Annotated in this window: 17 protein-coding genes and 1 tRNA gene; 5 read left to right on the forward strand and 13 right to left on the reverse strand. The window is 37.0% G+C overall.

The features are described from left to right. Positions 1-665 precede the first annotated feature (665 nt). Positions 666-1,346, forward strand: coding sequence for a response regulator transcription factor (locus tag ACFIML_RS01785; protein ID WP_375606042.1), 681 nt, complete (start codon positions 666-668; stop codon positions 1,344-1,346). A gap of 900 nt (positions 1,347-2,246) precedes the next feature. Here the strand turns inward: ACFIML_RS01785 and ACFIML_RS01790 are convergent. The 5 genes from ACFIML_RS01790 to argH form a co-directional block, all read right to left on the reverse strand. Beyond that, positions 2,247-3,017, reverse strand: a complete 771-nt coding sequence (locus ACFIML_RS01790; protein ID WP_375687237.1) for a class I SAM-dependent methyltransferase — start codon at positions 3,015-3,017, stop codon at positions 2,247-2,249. A gap of 223 nt (positions 3,018-3,240) precedes the next feature. Continuing rightward, positions 3,241-5,670: a TIGR02302 family protein gene (locus ACFIML_RS01795; RefSeq protein WP_375687239.1), complete on the reverse strand. Its 2,430-nt coding sequence runs from the start codon at positions 5,668-5,670 to the stop codon at positions 3,241-3,243. A 126-nt stretch (positions 5,671-5,796) separates the two neighbouring features. Continuing rightward, positions 5,797-7,077 (reverse strand): diaminopimelate decarboxylase, encoded by a 1,281-nt coding sequence (lysA, locus tag ACFIML_RS01800; RefSeq protein ID WP_375614360.1) that lies wholly within the window; start codon positions 7,075-7,077, stop codon positions 5,797-5,799. A 9-nt stretch (positions 7,078-7,086) separates the two neighbouring features. Beyond that, positions 7,087-7,266, reverse strand: a complete 180-nt coding sequence (locus ACFIML_RS01805; protein WP_375606046.1) for an LPS translocon maturation chaperone LptM — start codon at positions 7,264-7,266, stop codon at positions 7,087-7,089. A gap of 51 nt (positions 7,267-7,317) precedes the next feature. After that, positions 7,318-8,718 carry an argininosuccinate lyase gene (gene argH / locus ACFIML_RS01810; protein ID WP_375608452.1) on the reverse strand — a complete coding sequence of 467 codons (1,401 nt, stop codon included), beginning with the start codon at positions 8,716-8,718 and terminating at the stop codon, positions 7,318-7,320. Between the two features lie 32 nt (positions 8,719-8,750). On the opposite strand from argH, the gene ACFIML_RS01815 reads away from it, so the two are divergent. After that, the gene (locus tag ACFIML_RS01815; RefSeq protein ID WP_375608451.1) at positions 8,751-9,446 is read left to right on the forward strand and encodes a TlpA disulfide reductase family protein; all 696 of its coding nucleotides are present in this window, start codon (positions 8,751-8,753) and stop codon (positions 9,444-9,446) included. 2 nt (positions 9,447-9,448) lie between these two features. Here ACFIML_RS01815 and ACFIML_RS01820 read toward each other — a convergent pair whose 3' ends face one another. The 7 genes from ACFIML_RS01820 to ACFIML_RS01850 form a co-directional block, all read right to left on the reverse strand. Next, a complete protein-coding gene (locus ACFIML_RS01820; RefSeq protein ID WP_375606049.1) occupies positions 9,449-9,964 on the reverse strand; it encodes a YaiI/YqxD family protein in 516 nt (171 codons plus the stop codon). Next, positions 9,961-10,812: a YihY/virulence factor BrkB family protein gene (locus ACFIML_RS01825; protein WP_375687242.1), complete on the reverse strand. Its 852-nt coding sequence runs from the start codon at positions 10,810-10,812 to the stop codon at positions 9,961-9,963. The genes ACFIML_RS01820 and ACFIML_RS01825 overlap by 4 nt, the downstream gene beginning before the upstream one ends. A 409-nt stretch (positions 10,813-11,221) precedes the next feature. After that, positions 11,222-12,151: a prephenate/arogenate dehydrogenase family protein gene (locus ACFIML_RS01830; protein ID WP_375606051.1), complete on the reverse strand. Its 930-nt coding sequence runs from the start codon at positions 12,149-12,151 to the stop codon at positions 11,222-11,224. A gap of 1,932 nt (positions 12,152-14,083) precedes the next feature. Further along, positions 14,084-15,124, reverse strand: a complete 1,041-nt coding sequence (gene holA / locus ACFIML_RS01835) for a DNA polymerase III subunit delta (protein WP_375687244.1) — start codon at positions 15,122-15,124, stop codon at positions 14,084-14,086. A 4-nt stretch (positions 15,125-15,128) separates the two neighbouring features. Beyond that, the gene (locus ACFIML_RS01840; protein WP_375606053.1) at positions 15,129-15,923 is read right to left on the reverse strand and encodes an ABC transporter ATP-binding protein; all 795 of its coding nucleotides are present in this window, start codon (positions 15,921-15,923) and stop codon (positions 15,129-15,131) included. Then, the gene (locus ACFIML_RS01845; protein ID WP_375687246.1) at positions 15,916-16,812 is read right to left on the reverse strand and encodes an ABC transporter permease; all 897 of its coding nucleotides are present in this window, start codon (positions 16,810-16,812) and stop codon (positions 15,916-15,918) included. The genes ACFIML_RS01840 and ACFIML_RS01845 overlap by 8 nt, the downstream gene beginning before the upstream one ends. A 63-nt stretch (positions 16,813-16,875) precedes the next feature. Beyond that, the gene (locus ACFIML_RS01850; protein ID WP_375687248.1) at positions 16,876-17,853 is read right to left on the reverse strand and encodes an ABC transporter substrate-binding protein; all 978 of its coding nucleotides are present in this window, start codon (positions 17,851-17,853) and stop codon (positions 16,876-16,878) included. A 186-nt stretch (positions 17,854-18,039) separates the two neighbouring features. On the opposite strand from ACFIML_RS01850, the gene ACFIML_RS01855 reads away from it, so the two are divergent. From ACFIML_RS01855 to ACFIML_RS01865, 3 genes are all read left to right on the forward strand, one after another. Then, positions 18,040-18,114: transfer RNA gene (locus ACFIML_RS01855), tRNA-Gly, on the forward strand. A gap of 275 nt (positions 18,115-18,389) precedes the next feature. Then, on the forward strand, positions 18,390-18,698 hold the full coding sequence (locus ACFIML_RS01860; protein WP_375606056.1) for a hypothetical protein: 309 nt from the start codon (positions 18,390-18,392) through the stop codon (positions 18,696-18,698). 23 nt (positions 18,699-18,721) lie between these two features. Then, complete coding sequence (locus ACFIML_RS01865; RefSeq protein ID WP_375614927.1) at positions 18,722-19,198, forward strand: GNAT family N-acetyltransferase; 477 nt, start codon at positions 18,722-18,724, stop codon at positions 19,196-19,198. 1,935 nt (positions 19,199-21,133) lie between these two features. Here the strand turns inward: ACFIML_RS01865 and thiD are convergent. Then, positions 21,134-21,988, reverse strand: a complete 855-nt coding sequence (thiD, locus tag ACFIML_RS01870; RefSeq protein ID WP_375614353.1) for a bifunctional hydroxymethylpyrimidine kinase/phosphomethylpyrimidine kinase — start codon at positions 21,986-21,988, stop codon at positions 21,134-21,136. Positions 21,989-22,005: the final 17 nt, after the last annotated feature.

Raw genomic sequence — 22,005 nt, forward strand, 5'->3', positions numbered from 1 at the left:
TAAGCAACACCCACGAGCATCACACAGACCTCTTCGCACACAAACTCTACGAAAAAACAAAACTGAACGTGGATAAAAAAACAATAAAAATGACCGTGAAATTCTCCTAAACGGTACATATCTGCTAGGTGTTGCACAGTTCTCTTCACGCTTAAAAAACGCATCATATTGAGTGTTCATTGTTCGCATGTTGGATGAGAGCCTCTCATGCCGCTGGATTCTCTCATTCCCAACCTGTTTATATTGAATCAATCAAAAGCTATTTGCTTGCATATTCTAAGCGGAGAAAGTCCCATATAGATAAAAAACGTGAAAGAAAGCACTAAAAATTCCTCTTATGAATCGTCTCAAGTGCCAAGAACTGTCCGCAACACCCACGAGCTGGCAAAGTGAATGATAGTGCTAGCTTGTTTCTCCATAAGCGTAAAAATGATGACACTCAATGGCTAAAACACATTCTAAAGCATAAAAAATGCTTCCAACCAATACGTAAAATACTCTGCAGACGGAAACACCTTCTTTTCGGCAAACAACCATAGAAATTATAAAAGTTTATTTTTTCAAAGACTTTTTTTTAATTTTCCTCTTTTAATTTTTCTTGCATGAAATCTCATTTTTCATGAAACTATATCAATCAGTGCATCAACATGCCTATAAGGAAAAACATGAACCAATACACTCTTTTAATCGTTGAAGGCGATGATCTACGCCCCATTTTAGTAGAACAATTGCAAATGCATCAAGAATTTAAAATTTCCCAAGCAAAAACAGCAGAAGCGGGAATGAGAATAATCCAAAAAGAAAATATTGATCTCACTATTTTGGGATTTCAACTTCCTGATCTTGATGGCTACAAAGCCGTTAAACAATTACGCACCCAAGGATTTCGTGCTCCCATTATCATGATAACAAATTATGATACAGACTGTGATAATATTTTAGATCTTGAAACAGGCGCCAATGATTATGTAACAAAACCCTTTCGCTTTGCAGTGTTATTGGCGAGAATTCGAGCACAGTTGCGCCAATATGAACAAAATGAAGACGCAACCTTTCATATTGGTCCCTATACTTTTAAACTAAGACAAAAACTTCTTCTTGATCAATGCAACAATAAAATCTGTCTCACAGAAAAAGAAGCAGCGATCCTTAAATGTCTCTATTATGCCAATGATAAAATTGTCAGCCGTGAAACATTGTTAGAACAAGTTTGGGGATATAATGAAAATATTATCACCCATACTTTAGAAACCCATATCTATCGTTTGCGACAAAAAATCGAAAACGATCCCTCCAATGCACAAATTCTCATAACAGATCAAAATGGTTACCGTTTAAATCTTTAATTCGAGATTTACTGTTTCAAAAATAATTTTAATATCCTAAATGAAAACAGAAACGAGATGAAAAAACCTTCGCATATAATTCGAATGCTATTACTTAGAACTTACTCTTATGACAAAATATATAACATTACGAATAAAAAACGAAATATTCCAACATGAGAACCAGAAACAAAAATGCTTTCAACCCTCACGATATACTTTGTAACTTCTGTTTCACATGCTTTTGTTCTTTCTAAAGTTTTTAATATGTTTCGCATATAAATAATCGTGATATCTTTTAGCAACATTCTTGATCATAACTATCATCTTTAGATGAGTGCTATTTATAATTATTTTTTTCAGAAAAACCGCTCCACACATTGCTTTATCTCACATTCACTAACCTAACTTGAGAGATGTTTTTTATCTTTATAGTTTTCCTCCATTCTTTATGACTTTATCTCCTCTTAAGAGATTATATAATTCATGATATAACGCTAAATGTTTATCCTAACGATAAAGCCACTGAGCACCACCATCTTTACGCTTATAAAAGAACAAGCCAGCACCATCACACACTTATGTTAGATCTCGATGTTGCAGAGGAGCCCTTGATACTTGAGATGGTTCATAAGAAGCATTTTAATCCTTCCTTGTACAGTTTTTAACCACCATAAACCATATTATGCAAGATCCTTTGGACTCTGCTATTTTTATGCTTACGAAGATACCAGCATTTTTTCTTTTAAAATGTTTCCGCTATTCATGAAATATGGTTCGATATATAGATACTTGAGATTTTTATTCACATACCAATTCCACATATTAATGTACAAAAGAATATTTTTTAATTGTAAATGCAAAAAATTGAAATAAGAGAATCCTTTTATACTTGCGGTTCTTATGACAATGACAAAATGATTAATTATCTTTATAATTTAAAATATTTCTTGTCTGTGGTGATAAAGCAGGAATAAAAATACGTCGCGACTGACGACGCTGTACGAGCAGACCCTGATAAACACGTTTTTGTGCCTGACACATTAAGAGTCCACCAAAATAAGGCAAAAGATAGCGAGCAAATGGCTCGTAAAAAAATGAGAACAACCGCGAAAAATACCCCGTAGAGGGCATATAGTGTACAATTTCTTGTATTGGTCCAGAAATAAAATTTGTTTTTTCGAACAAACGAATAAGCTGTTGTTGACTATAAGGTTCGCCATAACCAAAGGGCGTAGTCGTATTGCGCGCCCAAAAGCCAGAGCGATTAGGAACAATAACGATCAAATGACCATTGGGTGCTAAAACACGCCATATTTCATTCAACGTTTCAAATGAACTTTCTGTATATTCTAATGCATGGACCAATAAAATACAATCAACTGACGCATCAGGAAGCGGCAAATCTTCTTCAAAAACAAGCGCTGTAGCAACTTTCTCAGCACAAGGCCAAGGCGAAACACCCTGAGCAGCAGGCATAAAAGCAAAACATTGTTGGGCACGTTCACGCAATACAGAAAGATAAGGAATCGCATAACCCAACCCCATAATCCGTTTATCCGTAAGATCAGGCCACCATAAATTTAATTGGTCACACAGCGTCTTTTGCACACGCAGCCCAAGTGCAGAAGCATAAAAATCTTTCAGCGTAACGATATCCAACTCAACATACCATGTAGAAACAAATTTCAAACATTACAGATTTTCATATATCCAACTTATATGGACTTCTGCTCTTTCTCCGCAATAGCGAACACTTCAATATTGCATATTTTAAACTTAAATGATTAAAAAAGCAGTACAATAGAATGATTATCGCGTTACAAGTGCTTTAATTATTTTCTTTGAAGCTGAACTCCATAGAGGTTCTTCATACACTGTTTTTGACATCAATTAAGAAAAAAGCCAACACTGATTAATTAAAATGAAGCAATCTTTCAAGATAGTTTTTTTCTTCTTCTGAAAGATGCTCTTTACCAAGACGTTTGCGAATTTCATCCAAAATCTGCCGCGTACGCATTTGATCACTTTCTTGTGGGAGTGCCTCGCCTTCTTGTTCTTCATCTGTTTTTGAAGAAAGTGGACGTCCTAACGGATCTTTAGGACCAGAATCAGCATTTTGATCATCTCCCGTTTCTTTAAGTGTTTCGCGCATTTTTTTCAAAACATTTTGTGCACCTTGCCTCAAAGATTCCAAAGCATCAGACTGATTTTGTATAGATACCTGATGATTTCCATTATCAAGAGCATTTTCCGCAGAATTCATTTTTTCTTCTGCCCTTTTCAAGGCGCCCCCTGTTTCAAATCCTTGTTCTGATAATTCTTTTTCTAATGTTGATAATTCAGATTGCAATTCAGCTTGACGTTTTTTTAAAGATTTTTTTTGTGTTTCCGGTACATTTTCTCCGCGTTTTTGTTCCATCTCTAACTGATGTGTTTCATTGAGAATTTCTTGCTGACGACGCATTAAATCTCCAAGCTGGTCCATCTTTTCTTTCATTTGTGCAGATTGGCTTTTTTCTCCCTCATTTTGATTACCTTTTTGCACATGCAAATGATCAAGCGTCTGTTCAACTTCCGCCAAGAGTTGTTCAGCTGCTAAAGAAGAGCCTGTTTTAGCCATTTCCTCAATTAAATTTAGCTTTTCTTGTAATGTAGCTTCAGAAAGATTAGGACTTTTTGAGCTTTTAGAATTTTTAGAAACTTGACTATCCGGTGCTTTTTCAGCCAAAGCACGAATATACGCATCCATAGCTTGACGTAAATCTGCCATAAGCCGTTCAATTTCTGCCGCTGAAGCACCGTAACGCAATGCATCACGTAAAGCAGCTTGTGCTTGTTTTAACTTTTTTTGCACGGATTCAAGTTGATTGCCTTCAATACCCAAAGCAATTTGCCATAAATAATCCACCACATTGCGCAAATCCTCGTCTGTTTGTGCTAAAGAAAGTCTTGTCCACGCACTTTGTAGAACAATAAAATGCGATGCATTTTGCAACCCCTTTTCTGGACGCACAAGCAAAGCAGAAAGCATATCAAGTACCCGCTCTCGCGCTAAAGGATTAAGAGCTAATAAACGACGCAGTTCAACCACTGCGCGTGCAACAGGATTCGAAAAAACACGCTGTGGTAATATCATAACAAAAGTTTTGCTACGTCCTTTCTGCCCCGCACCATCTTCTGCCACCAAAGTAATTTTGACTTGCGAACCCGCCCATGGATGCGCTGATATATCCTGCACCATTCGCATTTTCCCCTTTCCACCACGCGGAAGAAGAAGTTCTATTTCCGGAGCATTATAAAGAGAAGAAGCACTTTTATTCTGAGGAAGAAAAGGCTCTATTTCAACAAAAGCCTTTGTCACACCATAATCATCATCCACCACATATCGTAACTCCAATGATCCCGTTAAAATCCTCCCTGGTTTTTCCAACCAATGAATTGTTGGAAGCGTGTCCTTAATTATCTGCAAATGCCATTGCTGTTTTTTACGACGTGATGATACAAATAAATTTATTGAATGCTTTAAATGTGTTTCAAAATGAACAATTGGATCATTCAAAGCTGTTTGCTCCGTTTTCTCTGAAAACGAAATTTCCCTCCCATCTTCTACAGACTTTGCTTTTACTGTAATGCCAGCCCCATTGACAACACGCACAACAACATTACTCCCTTCAGGGATTTCTAGTTGTGTTTTCTCATCTTTTGTCAAATAAATCGGTGCCACACCGGTATAAGCAGGTGGTGTTACCCAAGCATCAATCCGCATGAGTTTTTCATCAACGACAGGACGAAAATCAAAGGCATCAGCCAAACGCCCCCCTTGTGAACCAAAAGAAAAACTAAAAGCGCACACAAAAAGAAGAGCACACAAAGCCCTCAAAGCTAAAGGATCATAATCCGCACTATTAAGAGAGATAAATCCAGTTTTTAAATGGTATAATTGCTTTGCCATTCGGCGTTGATGTTCACGCCAAATAACAACACTAAAATCTTCATCATTTTCAGAACATAAACGATCTGTCTGAATATTCAAAGGCTGGTGTTTAAGGCCATTGACACGTTCAAGACGTTGATCCACTTCCCGCATTGTGGGAAACCGAAAACCAATAAGAAAAAATAAACTTACCCCAGCACAAACAAGCATAGCCCCAAGTAAAAGCCAATGGAACCAATAGCCCAAAACGCCAAAAAGTCCCAACCAGCTAAACGAACAAAACAGACTAAGAACAAGGAAAAATGGTAATAACCGACCCCAGATCCGTTCCAATGAAAGGATCCCCCACATCAAAATGCGCACACACAAAAGCTTCATTGCAAAGCCTTTGATGTTTTTATTTTTCATAAACAAGCATTTATCCCCTTTTACCGTGGTGCATTAAGATCATAAACCCCATACAGAACAATTTCTAGAAAATAAATTGTTTCATCAAAGTTTAGTAAAAATAAGACCAAAAATATTTAATAATGCTCAATCTAATTTGGGCTCAATCCAATCAGGAATATGATCACATCCCATTAATTGCGCATAATCAAGACGTGGACGAATAACTGCATAACGCATATCTTGAACGAGAACTTCAGGGACCAGAAGTCTGCTATTATAAGTACTCGCCATCACGGCACCATAAGCCCCAGCTTGCGTAATTGCCAAAAGATCACTGGGTGCCAAAATTGGCAAGCAACGATCTAATGCTAAATAATCACCAGTCTCACAAACAGAACCCACAATATCTGCACGAATAAGGGAGGCGTCTTTTGCTGCTTGTTTCACAAGGACGACATTCTGCCAAGCATCATAAAGCGTTGGACGCATCAGATCATTCATCGCCGCATCCACAATAACAAAATTCCGCCCTTGCCCCTTTTTTAAATAGAGAACAGAGGTTACCAACACACCAGCTTGACCCACAATGCTCCGCCCCGGCTCCACCACAATATTAATCCCTAAAGGAGCAATATGCTTCTTTACCAGCGCGGCATAATCAAAAGGGGAGGGTACGGTATATTGTTCACAACCATAGGCAATACCAAGCCCGCCACCAATATCTATATGCGTTATTGCATAACCATCACTCCACAATTGACGCACCAAATCTACGATAATAATAAACGCCTCCTCAAACGGCTTTAAATCACAAATTTGACTGCCAATATGCATATCAATACCGCAAACCTGCAATCCAGGCAAAGAGGACGCTCTTTTATAAGCCTCTCTTGCCAACAACAAGGGAATACCAAATTTATTTTCAGATTTTCCTGTTGTAATTTTCTTATGGGTCTTTGCATCAACATCTGGATTAATACGCAATGAAACACGTGCTATTTTTGAAAGTGCAACAGCGCGTTGCGATAACTGTTCAAGTTCCGGCTCTGATTCAACATTAAAACAATAAATATTCTGAGAAAGAGCAAAATCTATCTCTCTCACGGTTTTACCAACCCCAGAATAAACAATACAATGCGCCGGAATACCAACAGCAAGAGCACGCCGTAATTCACCTTCTGAGACCACATCAGCTCCCGCTCCATTGTTAGCTAAAAGCCGCAAAACTGCTTGATTAGAATTCGCTTTAACCGCATAAGCAATCAGACTGGGCATCCCTTGAAATGCTCTTTGATAGTCCTTAAAATGTGTAACCAATGCATTGGCTGAATAACAGTAAAAAGGAGTTCCCACCTCCTGTGCAAGCATAGCAAGTGAACAACCCTCAGCATAAAGTATACCTTGATGATAGGAGAAAAAATCCACACTTGCCTCCTACTTTATCAAACGATCAAGAATAAAAGGTTTATCATCTTCACTTTTAGCAACAGATGTTCCCTGCGTAGGTTTTTCCACACTTGTAGGAGGCATCTCCAATGATCCTTTACGCCCACACCCAACGACACCAAAGCCCCCAAAAAGGACAACCATCAACCCCTTTATTATAACTTTCATTAGTCCTCTTTCCTCATCTTGCTTTCTTTTTTACTTTTAAAATACAATTATTCAAGCGCTCACGAAACGCTTTTTCCAATATGCAATTTGCCGAAGAACCTCTGAAGGTGCTGTTCCCCCAAAGCTTTTCCGACTTTCAACAGATTTTTCAACGGTCAAAACATCAAAAAGTGTTGCATTGATATCAGGACAAATTGCTTGAAGTTCATCTAATGATAAATCCTGAAGGCGACACTGTTTTCTTTCTGCCAATGCCACAGCACGCCCTGTTATGTAATGTGCTTCACGAAAAGGAATCCCTAATTCACGTACAAGCCAATCAGCAAAATCCGTAGCTGTTGCATACCCCAAATCCGCTGCTTGTTTCATGGCTTTTTTATTCACTTTCAAATCAGCAATCATCCCTGTCATTGCTGCTAGTGATAATTCCAAACTCAAAGCCCCATCAAACACATATTCTTTATCTTCTTGCATATCCTTTGAATAAGCAAGCGGTAATCCTTTCATCACCGTTAACAATCCCATAAGCGCACCATTCAATCGACCTGCTTTCGCTCGTACTAACTCTGCCGCATCCGGATTTCTCTTTTGTGGCATAATAGACGAACCCGTTGAAAAGGCATCTGACAAATGAATAAAACAAAACTGTTCACTTGACCAAAGAATTATTTCTTCCGCCAAACGCGAAAGATGCACCGCACAAAGAGCACCAGCGCTTAAAAACTCCAACGCAAAATCACGATCAGAAACACTATCAATTGAATTGCGTGTAGGTTCCCGAAAGCCTAGTGCTTGTGCTGTCATAAAGCGATCAATCGGAAAACTTGTTCCTGCCAAAGCAGCAGCCCCTAAAGGCGATTCATTCATTCGCTCAAGAGCATCACGCATTCGCGATAAATCTCGACCGAACATTTCAACATAAGCCATCATATAATGGCCCAATGTTACAGGTTGGGCTAATTGTAAATGCGTAAAGCCCGGCATAAAGGTATCAACATGTTGTTCTGCGCGAATAAGTAATTGCTCTATCAATCCTTTTAAAGCTTGTGCTATCTTTTGCGTTGCTTCACGTACCCACAAGCGAAAATCAACAGCAACTTGATCATTGCGTGAACGCGCCGTATGCAAACGCCCTGCTACAGAACCTATCAATTCACTCAACCGCACTTCAATATTCATATGAATATCTTCAAGCTTTCGTGAAAAAACAAATTTACCGTCTTCAATTTCTTGGCGAATAAGTTTCAAACCATGAACAATTTTTTCATAATCTGATTGTGAAATGATTTTCGTTTGCGCTAACATAGCCGCATGAGAAAGAGAACCTTCAATATCTTGTCGATAAAGTTTTTGATCAAAATCAATAGAGGCATTAATTTCTTCCATAATTGCAGCAGGACCTGCCGTAAACCGACCACCCCATATTTGGTTCTTTAACTTCTCATCTGTCATATTCTGAAAACACCCATCCAAAGGACAAAATTATGATTTTTCAAATTTTCATCAGCGAAAAAAACAATAAAAAAAGGCAAATCTCCCTTGCATTCTTTATCATTGCATTGAGTTTATACGCAACCATAAACTACGATACTAAAAGAGAGTTTTTTCTTTTCAATTTCATTTCAGCAGCACAAGCACAAGAAATAAACACTGATAAAGCACGAGCAGAAAAAATGATGGCGATACGAAAAGCAGCAAAAGGCTTTTTTAGCCACATACGATTTGCTGATACACCCTCGGATATGAATAAACTCTCTTTCAAGGATATTCTAGGAAAAGAGCGTACACTCAGCGAATTTACCGGAAAACCAATGCTGGTCAATCTATGGGCTATTTGGTGTGCACCTTGCCGCACAGAAATGCCCGAACTTGCGCAATTAAAACGTGAATTAGGTGGAGAAAACTTTGATGTCATAGCGATTAATATCGATAAAACTGCTTCTCCTGAAAAAATTCAGCAATTTTTACGAGATATTCATTCAGATAATTTGCTTTACTATCGCGATGAAACAATGGATATTTTCAATAATGTTAGAAAACAGGGGCTTGCTTTAGGACTCCCCATTACATTGCTCATTGATAAAGAGGGATATCTCATTGCTTCCTTCAATGGTGCAGCTCCATGGGCCAATGACGATGCCAAAACACTTATAAAAGCAGTGATTAAAGAGGCCCTATAACTTTAATAACCGCGTCTTTTTAAACGTTGTATAACAAGATCCAGTGCTGACAAAAAAGCAGAACGGTCTTTACGAGAAAAAGGACGGGGACCACCTATTATACTGCCCTGTCCACGCAAATCTTCCATCAAATTGCGCATCGCCAAAGCCTGACCAATTGAATTTACATCAAAAATACGCCCCGTTGGCGAAAGACAAAAACCCCCAGCTTGCACAACCCTTGCTGCTAAAGGAATATCACTGGTAATAACGATACTCGCCTCATGCACATGTTCTACGATCCAATCATCAGCACCATTGAATTCACCAGCAACGACTACTCTCTCAATGAGCGCTTCATCTGGAAGGAACAAAGAACGATTTGCCACAACAAATGTCTTAAGCTGATAACGATTCATCACACGATAAACTTCATCTTTTACGGGACAAGCATCCGCATCAACCAACAAAGTAATGGCAAGTTTTATTCCTCTATCTATCTTTTGATTTTCGTACGATCTACTGTTTTTTTCATTCATCGAAGAGAGCGCCAATAGTTACGATAAAACATTATTGCGGCGTTTATTTCACCTCCCAAAATAAAAATTGCGCTTAAGATGTAAAGAAAAATAATGGCAACCATAATAGATGCTAACCCCGCATAGGTTGAAATATAATCAAACATCGTCAAATATTGTGCAAAAGCAAGAGAAGCCATAAACCATACAAACATTGTCACCACGATTCCTGGTAAAATATCTATAAATTTCCGCTGTCCTGCTGGAAGCCATTTATGAACAATCAAAAGACTGATAAACAAAATAACGACTGCAACTGTATAACGCCATACACGAATAGCAGCAATATATTCAGTCATAAAAAAAGAATGATTTTGCATAATTTTGATCAACAAAGGCGCCAGAATCAATAAAAAGCTAATCACAACAAGACCAAAAGCTCCAAGGATTACAAAAAACAGACTTTGAAAACGACAAAACAACAAACTCCGTCGATCAGTAACACGGTAAGCTTTATTTAAAGCCGTACGCAAAGCCTCTATCCCATTAGAAGCAAAATAAGCCGCTCCAATGACAGAAAGCGTCAACACACCTCCTCGATGAATGGTTAAAACATTGACAATTTCCTGAGATAAAGGCTCTGCAATAACATCAGGCAATAACTGCACCAGTGCTTTAATTTTTTGCGGTGTATAGGTAAAAGCACCTAGAAAACGAGCAAAAGATGTTCCAAAAATAAAAAAAGGGAAAAATGCTAAAAGCCCCGATAGCGCAACATGGCTTGCAAAAGCACTCCCATTATCACGCCAATAATGACTTACTGCGTCACCAAAAATACGATAGCTATACCAAAAGATATTTTTTAACAAAATTCAATACTTTCTGGTAAAACTCTTCCTCAGTCTATTTCAAGTTTTATAAAAATCATCAAAACTCTGCAAATAAACATTTTGCAATGTTGCAATATAAAGGTCAATAATCAATACGGTCAAGCCCGACTTTATACCAAAACAAAAACAATAACCCACTCTATGAAGTTCTACAACGACTTCATTTTTTTGTTACTTCTACAGATCAGTAACCTCTTCTGTACATCACATGCCCTATAGAGAACTAAGCAAGATGATCGTGCACACATAAAACCTTTTGAAGTCATGGTTATCTGTATCGAAGCAATCGCCACTCTTTTTTATTGCAATCTATGACTGAATAAAGAAAAAACTTCTTATCGATTTCTAGAAAAAACCAACGAAATTCAACACCCCCCCTTGCTTTTATTCACCCTTTTTTAGAAACACTCTGACGTCCAAAATCAGGAGCATCAATTTCCTGTCCGGCATCAATAATATTGCGACGTACAGCACGCGTACGCGTAAAAAAATTAAACAGTGTTTCACCATCCCCTAAACGAATTGCCTGTTCTAAAAAAGCAAGCCCTTCACTAAAACGACCCAACATTTCTAAAATAGCATCTTTATTATGCAAACAAATATCCCGCCACATAACGGGATCAGAAGAGGCCAAACGCGTAAAATCACGAAAACCAGAAGCAGAATAAGCAATCACTTCTGAATTTGTTACTTTTTCTAAATCACTCGCTGTCCCAACAGTATTATACGCAATTAAATGTGGTAAATGCGAAACAATAGCCAAAACAAGATCATGATGCTTAGGCTCCATCTTTTTGACACGCGCACCACAAGCTTCCCAAAACGCTGTTAATTGTGCGACAGCAGCAACATCGCTATCTGCAAAAGGCGTTAAAATACACCAGCGATTGATAAACAAATCAGCAAAACCAGCGTCTGGACCTGAATATTCCGTTCCAGCAATAGGATGCCCTGGAATAAAATGAACCGTTTTGGGCAATAAAGGTGCCATTTCTGTAATAACCAATTCTTTTGTAGAACCAACATCACTTACAATCGCCCCAAGTTTTAAATGATCACGAATGGTTTTTGCCACTTCTGCACTAGCCCCAACAGGAACAGAAAGAATAACCAAGTCTGCTCCTTCAACAGCTTTTGCATTATCTGTCGTATAAAAGTCCCCAAGCTCCAATTCACGCGCTCTTTTCAGGGTTTCTGTACGACGTGTTGCAATAGAAATCTGAGCTGCAAGATTTTTCTTTTTAATCACTCTTGCTAAAGAAGACCCAATCAGACCGATCCCAATGAGTGCTATTTTTTCAAACTGAATATGGAGCATCTTTCACCTTCAAAGATTCTTTGCAAATGGCAATAAAGACAATCGTAAAATCACAATTTTCTTGTTTGTTTGTTCACGAGTTATGCGTAAAATATTAAAAAATGACAACTAGGAAATAAAGAATAACGCAATTTACCAATTATCATCTGCACAAGCTGACAACAGATCACTTTACCTAGAAAACACATAAAAAATAAATGACGAGAAATCTAACATCACGCTCTAAAGCTCCCTCTTAATTACTGATCAAAGCGCATCACCGAAACAAAATAAAATGCACTCTCAATTAGGATAACAACGACTCTACATAAAATCCCATCAGTTTACTTTATCTTACTAATTTACTCACAAAAAAACACATCAAAAGCGTAAGCAGACACTAACTCTTCTCCAATTATCCCGATACGTTCATTAATTTGTACATTAGACCTATATAAAAACGTATTACGCCTCCACCTACAACATCAACATAAGTTTCGCGAATATTGAAAACACCGTAAAACAACGCATACCAACAGATACCATTAAAAACATTTTCCTCTCCCGATTCCGGATACCATAAATCAAATAAATATGAGAAAAACACGCCCTCTCAATAAAGAAAAAGTTTGATAACAAAAACACCGAATATCCCTTTAATGGAATCACACCCCTCACGTAAAATAGAACGCCCTCAACAAAATAAATTTGGATTACAAATTCATGGGTTTGTTTTAAAAGGCATCTCGCTCCCTAGCCTATCTCACGACAGTGTTCATCAATGTTATAACTATAATCTATTAAGCACGACCCTCTTCACACTTAATAAAACACTATCATTATATTTTCCTACCCCCAATGTTGCAAAAAACCTTGGAATTTGAGAGCATTCATAAGAGGCATTTTTATTGCTTTTTTGTACAGTTTTTATCCACACGCCCCCCACTTATGACGTGCAAAAGACATTGTTCTGATTGATTCAATATGAAAAATAATAAATTATTAATAATAAACAATGGCTAGTTCTGTTTATGAGACACATTCATTGCTAAGATTATCATCTCTGTATCAAACATAAAAGTTTCCCCATAGGTGCTGTCGTTTTCATCATAATCTATTTTGACTTTCTCCTCATCCCAAGAAAATTCTTAATTCATACCGATCTGCAAACAATTCATTTTCTTGTCTAAAAGATTCCTCTAGCTCACTATTTTATGTGATTCAATTAATCTATAATACATTGATTTATAAATATAATTATTGTTTTCAGTTTAAATCATAACTTCGAATACTGTAAAATTCTTCCATCACAAACCCTCTTATCAATTAAAATCTCTTGTCTACACGTCACAAGAAGACATGTGAGCAAAATGATGAAAAACGCTCTCTAATGCTAAAAACTGTAGCAACATTAGAGGCTAGCAAAGTATATAATGAGTGTCGACTTGCACTTTTATTAAGCGTAAAGATAAAGTTGCTCTATGGGTTTTATATTCTTCACAAGGAACTTTACTTCTACACCATTCATAAACACCGACGCGAAATAGATATGACGCGCATTGAAAAATATTTCTAAGAAAGCGTATGAATCTACCATACAAGTGTCTTCTTTTGTTTGAGACACTCTGTTTTACATGTGGGTGTTACTCCATTAAGACTCTATGAACCAACCTAATATTCACCACATCCCCACACAAAAAACACCGAATGCGTAAAATTTCACCTGAGCCTTATATTACTAACCTAAAGAACAGTGTTTTGCGGCACAATAAGATAATAAAACTGTATCAAGATTGTCTTTTGAAGGAAAGTTGTTATCAAACTTTCAAGCTCTTAAAACGCCTCCTCAAAAATAGCGTTCCTTTAACCTCTACCTGATAACGCAAAAGCTGTAATTGCTGAAAATGCTTCTGTATTGTATTTAAAATAAAAAATCATAATATTTTTAAAACACTAAGCGGCCATCTGGCGTCGTGCAATAATTGTAAGCCCTAACAAAACTTGACGAATGATAGCTTCAGCCAAAAGCGGATTTTTACGGCTGTCTAAAACAGCACTCTGAATCCTTTCCATCGCATAAGAAATTTGCTCTAACTTCCAATATTTTAAAGCTTGTTCAACGATCTTTTTCCGTTGAAAAAAAATAGGAGGACGTGCTTGAGAAACCACCGTAAAAGGCGATTTTCCTTCAATCTCTACCTGATAACGCAAGAGCTGTAATTGCTGAAAATGCCTCTGTGCTGTACTTAAAATAAAAAAAAGCGTCCCATGCAATGCTGCATGTCGGTTAAAATGCGCTTCAAAGCCTGATATATCGCCCAATAAAAGAGCATCAATGACTTCATCTTGAGAAAGAACACTTACATCACTTACAACAGCTTTCACATCTTCAAGAGTAATATGAACATTTTCAGCGTAAAGACAAAGCTTCTCTAATTCACCGCGAGACACAAGACGATCCGCCCCTAAACTTTCATGCAACCATCTACGTGCATCCAAAGAAAGAGTCTTCTTAAACTGTCCTAAAACCTCATCAATTAAACTGTCAAGAGAACGCATATCATCAGCAAAACAAGGCAAAGCCATTGCTTTTGACGCTGTTTCAACAACATTGCGCAACCCTGTTCCTTTTTTTAAATCTCCTGCCTCAATGAGAATAAAACAAGCTTCTGGTGGCTTCTCAATTAAAAGCTTTAAAGCAGCAAGAAAACCTTTTTGGTTAGCCGCATTAGAGATCCATATCAAACGATCTCCCCCAAAAAGCGATAACGTACGCGCTTCATTTTCCAAACGTGCAGAATCTTTATCAATTTCACCAGCATCCAAACGAACTGTTGAAAATGGATCTTCTATTGCCACCCGTGTAAGCTTAGCAAAATGTTGTGCACGCTCACAAATCAGTCCACGATCCGTCCCATAAATGAGAACAATAGGAAAAGCACGTGAAAAACGCGTTAGAAATTGATCAACTTCATGTGCTTTTTTCTGAGCCACATTATTAACCTATTAACAGTTCATCATCATCAAGAACTTCCCCGCGAACTTTCTGAAACATACCAATTAAATCATTGACATCCAAGCCCTTACGCTCTTCATAACTCACATCCAAAATCACTTTTCCACCATGCAACATCAATGTGCGATCACCAAAATCAAGAGCCTGACGCATAGAATGAGTCACCATGATAGTCGTTAATTTTTTCTCTTCAACGATTTTTTCAGTCAATCGCATCACAAAATCAGCCATTCCAGGATCAAGTGCTGAGGTATGTTCATCAAGCAATAAAACATCCGCATGTGCTAATGTTGCCATCACAAGACAAACTGCTTGGCGTTGCCCACCTGATAAACTATCCATAGGATTATGAATATATGCTTCAAGACCAATGCCTAATTGAGCAATTTTTTCTCGAAAAAGTTGCCGTTTTTCATGGTTTAAAGCTGAACGCAAACCACGACGACTTCCTCGAAGAGCAGCAAGAGCCAAATTTTCTTCAATTGTTAAAGAACCACAACTTCCCTCTAAGGAATCTTGAAAAACACAAGCAATCTTTCCCGCACGTTCACTGACTGATTGCCTAGAAACATTTTGTCCATTAATAACGACTCTTCCTGTCGAGGGAAGCGTTGCACCTGCCAAAACACTAAGCAAAGTGGATTTACCAGCACCATTTGAACCAATAACCGTAACAAAACTACCCTGCTCAATTTTGAGGTTAATATCAATTAAAGCCTGTTTTTCCAAAGGCGTTTGCGGTTTAAATGTGACCCCAACATGAAACAACTCAATCACGTTTACGCCTCCTCCAATAACGTGGCACAATAAGAGTTAAAACAACCAACAGCGAAGTAATCAACTGAAGATCTGTCGATGTATCAATACCAATGCCATTTGCTTCAAATGCAAATTGCACCGCTACACGATAAAGCACAGACCCCACAATACAGCTGATTATAATCCACAAAATATTGCGCGTGCGAAAGAGAGTCTCACCGATAATCACGGCAGCCAACCCAAAAACTATAGTTCCAATTCCACCGGTAATATCAGTTGCGATGGCAGTTTGAATATAAAGAGAACCACCAAGAGCAACACACGCATTAGAAAGCCCCATACCAAAATAAATCAATGCTGATGTATGAACACCTTGCGCCGTCGCCATGCGTGGATTAGCGCCCATTGCACGCATAGCAAGACCAATTTCACTTTCCAAAAAGCGCCAAATCAAAAACGCCATAACTAGCAACACAATACCAACGAAAAGAGGACGCACAAAAATATCGGACAAACCAAACAGATTATAAAAGGGCGTTAACGCCGTATCGGCAAGGGCTAAATTAACATTAGACCCTCCCATAATTCCCATAATACGAAGATTAACCGTATAAAGTGCTGACATTGTTAAAATAGAAGCTAAAAGATTCAAAATGCCAAAACGCAAATTCAATAGAGCTGTTAATAAACCAGCCGCCATACCTGCACAAAAAGCGCAAGCCATAGCTGTCCACGCATTGAAACCTAAGAGAATCAAAACACCACAGACACAGGAACCAAGAAGAAACGAGCCATCAACCGTTAAATCAGGAAAATCTAAAACCCGAAATGAAAGATAAACCCCTATAGCAACAAACGCATAAATAAGGCCTAATTCCACAGCGCCAGAAAACGCAAATATATTCATGTAAAGACAATCCCCATGAAAACTTAACGTATTTTTATTGTATCAACACTCTATCAATAAAAGTTATTGAATCACTTTTGTTGCACGATCAATAACTGCCTGCGGAATAACAATCCCTGCTTTTTTAGCTGCTTTCAAATCAATTCGAATGTCATTATTAGCCGCCTGCACAACATCAATATCACCAGGCTTTTCACCCTTTAGAATACGTACAACCAATTTCCCAGCATCAACCCCTACATCATAGAAATTCACACCTTGCGTCATAAAAGGCCCGCGCCCGATAGTATTAGCATCAACAGTAAATACAGGCATATTGGCTTCCTCTGAGACCTTTATTGCACCTTCTAAAACAGATAAAATCGTATTATCAGCAGGAATAAAAATAATATCGACCTTACCGATTAAAGCGCGTGTTGCTGCCTGAACATCTGAAGGTTTTGGTGCCGATGAAGGAATGATTTCAATTCCTGCTTTTTTTGCTACATCCTTTAATACCTTAAGTGTCGAAACAGAATTTGCCTCAGAAGCATTATAAAGGTAACCAATTTTTTTCAAATCTGGTTTTACTTCTTGTAAAAGTCTAACACTTTCTGCAACATCTATACGATCCGAACTCCCTGTCATATTACCGCCAGGTTTGGTAAGCGAAGAAACGATTTTAGCTCCGATAGGATCAGAAATTGCTGCAAAGACGATAGGAATTGTTTTTGTTGCCGCAAGCATCGTTTGTGCTGAAGGCGTGGTAATTGCGACGATAACATCGGGTTTATCACCAACAAATTTACGTGCAATTTGCGTTGCTGTTGAAATATTACCCTGCGCTGATAAAAAGGTAAGGTGAAAATTTTCACCTTGCTTATAGCCATTTGCTGCAAGCACATCTTCCACACCTTTACGAACAGCATCCGCAGCAGGATGGACCATAATTTGCGTTATTGCAACTTTAACGTGTTTAACTTGGTCATCGGCCTTTGCAACACTGTTCATCATAAAAACAGTTGCAATGATAATCCCTAATATATTTATTCTCTTCAACATTATACTCCACCCCTCTCCATGCAAAAATTAAAAAAGGAATAATTTATTACTGAAGAATTTTCTAAAATCAATCTTTATTTCATTTTATTTAAACATGGACAAAATAAATCAAACTAAAATGATATTTTTTTGTTGCAATTCGTAGAAGCCTACGCCATACAGACAAGACATATATCGAATCGGTAAGCGGGTGTAGCTCAGGGGTAGAGCACAACCTTGCCAAGGTTGGGGTCGTGGGTTCGAATCCCATCGCCCGCTCCATTGAATTTTGTATTTATTCGTTCTTGTGTGGAGTTATAGCTTGTCATCGGTTGTTGTAGCTGTATGTAGCTTGCCAGCAGGTTTTGTATATTTTTCCATTCGGTTTTGTATCAATTTATTTTTTTCAAAGTTTTTCTAAGCTTCGTAATTTCTTATGAAACATCTATTGGATTGGGGGCTTAGATTTAAGATAATAATTTTGAACTTAGACGGATTTTTTACAGCCACCATATAAAAGATTAATTAAAAATGATGAGCAATGATAAGAAAAACAAATGTTAAACAAATCAAAAATTGACTTATCATTAGAGAATAATTTTTGTTCAAAAGTATGTTTTTTACCAAAATTGTGCCCTAAAATAAAGATTGTTGATTTTCCAAATGGCGTGTCTTCTATTAATTCAACATTTGCTTCAGATACATTCAATATTATCTCTGCTAAAAATTTACAAAAAACTATACCTGTAGAGCAGGCAAAGTCTATTATCGATTCCTTTAATGCGCAGAAACTACCTTTAGCTTGGTGGGTTGACCTCATTCGTCTCATTATAAAGTTGATGAAGTTCTCTTATCTATTGGCTTAGAGCATGTTGAAACAGAGGTAGGAATGGCAGCTTTAGCGCAAGATATAGACTCACATGTTACTTCTATGCCGGATAACTTCAAAATCAAAGAAGTTGAATCCCTTCAAGATTTTAGAGATTACGGAAATGTTATGGCATCAGTATTCGAGCCTTTTGATGAAGAAGCGGTTATATTTTATGAAGCAATAGGCCATTATTATAAAAAAGACTCTGATGTAGAGATGTTCGTTGGTTATATAAATAATAATCCTGTAGCAATATGTTTTTGTATTAAAGCAGATGGGATTGGTGGAGTGTATGATATTGTCTCCAAGCCGGATTTTAAGAAAAGAGGTGTTGGGACATTCATGACAAAAATTGCTATTGAGCATTTAAAAAGAAGGAGATGTCATGTAATTGGTATGCAAGCCTCTCACGAGGGAATTAGCATTTATAAAAAATTTGGTTTTACAAACTTTGGTAAATTTAAAATTTATTCCAATAAACACGTAGTGGTTTAGCTATGAACTCTTTTTTTGCTCATCAATTAAAAAATTTATTATTTTCAACAAAACTCAAATATGATCAAGCAATCGATATAACCAAGGAAGCTTGACCAATCCCCTTTAATACTGATAGTGAAAAGCTAAAATCAGTTATTACAAACATAATTGTTTCAAATGACGCACTCAAATTTTCTTATTTTTTTAATTTGTCTTAAAAAGATATCTATCACAAATCTAAGTTGAACAAATGTAATTTTTTATATGATCGATAATCTACTGTATGTTACTGATAATTATGAAGAACTCGAAAGAAAACATTTAAAACGACAGTTGCATCATAGTTTGTTAGATGGTTAGTCTGTTAGTTAATTAATAGAAAAAATTTTTGCTTTATACAATAACCAAAGGAGCTTAAAAAAACTTTTAAAGGTCCTTTATATGTATTGTTTCTTTTTCTATATTACAGTTGATGATGAAAAATCTCTCACGCTAATTGTAATTATTTTCAAACGAAATAAACTGTTTTCACCTATTATTTAGAGTAAATTAAATTTTTGGGATTTCTGGCACATCATTTGAAAGATAAAAGAAATTTTCCCTTGTACTTGTGCAAACAGCGTAGACATCATTTGATAATCCTCTTTCTTGAACAAATTCTTATCCAGAATAATCTTCAATACAAAAATAAATTAATAACTTGGTTTATAAAGATAATTTATCATTATTCATATTGAGCAAGCGTCTCAAATATCATAGGATTATCTCATTTCAAATCTCTATACATTAAAATCACTCACAATCATCTGCTCACACATAACAGGAAAAATTGAGGCATCAATAAAATTCACTTGAAGAAAGGAATAAAAACTCTTCTTCTGAACGCTCTGAAATACCAAAGACTATCGCAAAATTGGGAGCCCAAATAGTATAGGAGGTACCCCTTTCACCTTGAAAAGGTAAAAATGGGAAGCATAATAGCTTTATACACTTCATAGAGGCTTTAGACCATTCACGAACGTTATTATAAAATGGATGTGACACACTTTGAGAGAAATCTCTTTAAAATAGACATGTGAATTAACAATATAAATGCATCCTATTTTACATGAGAAGCATAACTTCAAATCAAGATAAGGTAACATAAAGTATTGAAATCGTCATAGTGCACAACAAAATTAGACCATTTTAAATGTTTAATGGTAACATCTGCTAAACAACAGAATAAAAATTCAATTTTGAAAAGATTAAACCACACGCTACAGGTCTATTGAAACTCCGATTGTGCAATCGACTACCTTCTTGCTAAAATTTAATCACTATAAATATAAAAACCTTAAAGTCCGCTCTAAATTCGTAAAAATTTCTAGATCTTGCTGTATAAATGTTGAAACTCCTCATGGCTACTCATCTGAAACGCCAATAATTCCATAAAGCATCTCCATAAAAAAGGATAATGACGTTGTAATATCCGAAAAAAATTTACCATATCACCTGAAAGATCATTGATAATTCCATCAGGAAGTATCAATTTCTATTTAGAAAACCCTATCCGTGCCGACAAAAACTATGTAAATGTTAGATATATAATAATTTTGATGACGATTTTGACTCATCCTGTTTTGCCACCAATATAAGAAACAGCAAATATAGTGGATCCGCCAGCTTTAATATCGCCTTGTAAAAGGTCTTTCCCTCTACACTTTTTGCTATCAAATCCTGATTTTCAATTCCTTGCTCTCTTTTTTATACTCAAAATTGCCTCTGAAACAGGATAGATTAATCGTAAAAAATATATAAAAGAAGCAAATTATAACATTTTTTCTTATCCTTCTTAATACAAAATAACTGTTAAGCTACAATGCGCTAACACTTATCAATCATAAGCCCAAAACATCATATAATGACGACACAAATTCATAGAATGAAGATTTTTCACAATCAACCGTTGTATTAATCTTTCCATAATGCATAAAAATGATGAAGCGGCCCTCGCCCTTTCCCTACTTTTAAAGCATCTGAGGCAGTTAAAGCGCCATGCAAATAATCTTTTGCTTGTTTAACAGCGCAATCCAAAGGTTGAGTAGGTAACAGAGCTGCAATGGCAGCAGAAATGGTACACCCTGTCCCATGATCATGAGTAGTTGAAAGACGAGAGGCTTCAAGTATAAAAAGGTTTTCACAGTCACAATAAAGATCTGGACTAGAACAATCGTAATTTTCTGTACTATTTTTGGTAATCGTATTCAAATGTCCCCCTTTTAACAAAACTGCATGACACCCTAGCGCCAAGAGTCGTGGAGCATATTGATACATAGTCTCTAAAGACCATTGCACTTCACCTCCCAATAACAGTGCAGCTTCAGGCAAATTTGGCGTGATCAAAGTTGACATCGGCACAAGAACATCACGCATAATTTCAATTGCATCAGACTTTAAAAGAACATCACCACTTTTTGCAACCATAACCGGATCAAAAACAATGAAACGCGCTTTATGATAAGCAAGACGTTCTGCAATAACCTGTGCAATCTGAGCATTTGCAACCATACCAATTTTAACGGCATCAACATGGATATCCTCAAAAACAGAATCAATTTGATCTGCAACAAAAGAAGCATCTAATGCCTGAAAAGAACGCACACCCTGAGTATTTTGTGCAACAACAGCTGTAACCACACTCATACCATAAGTTTTCATAGCTGAAAAAACCTTCAAATCCGCCTGCATTCCAGCGCCACCAGAAGGATCTGTTCCCGCAATAGATAAAATCCGTGGAATAAAAAGTTTATCTTTTTGTAATTCCATTAACCTCTTCCCTTCTG

Origin of the sequence: Bartonella sp. AC62GZZY, assembly GCF_042196525.1 — a bacterium.
Lineage (GTDB): Bacteria > Pseudomonadota > Alphaproteobacteria > Rhizobiales > Rhizobiaceae > Bartonella.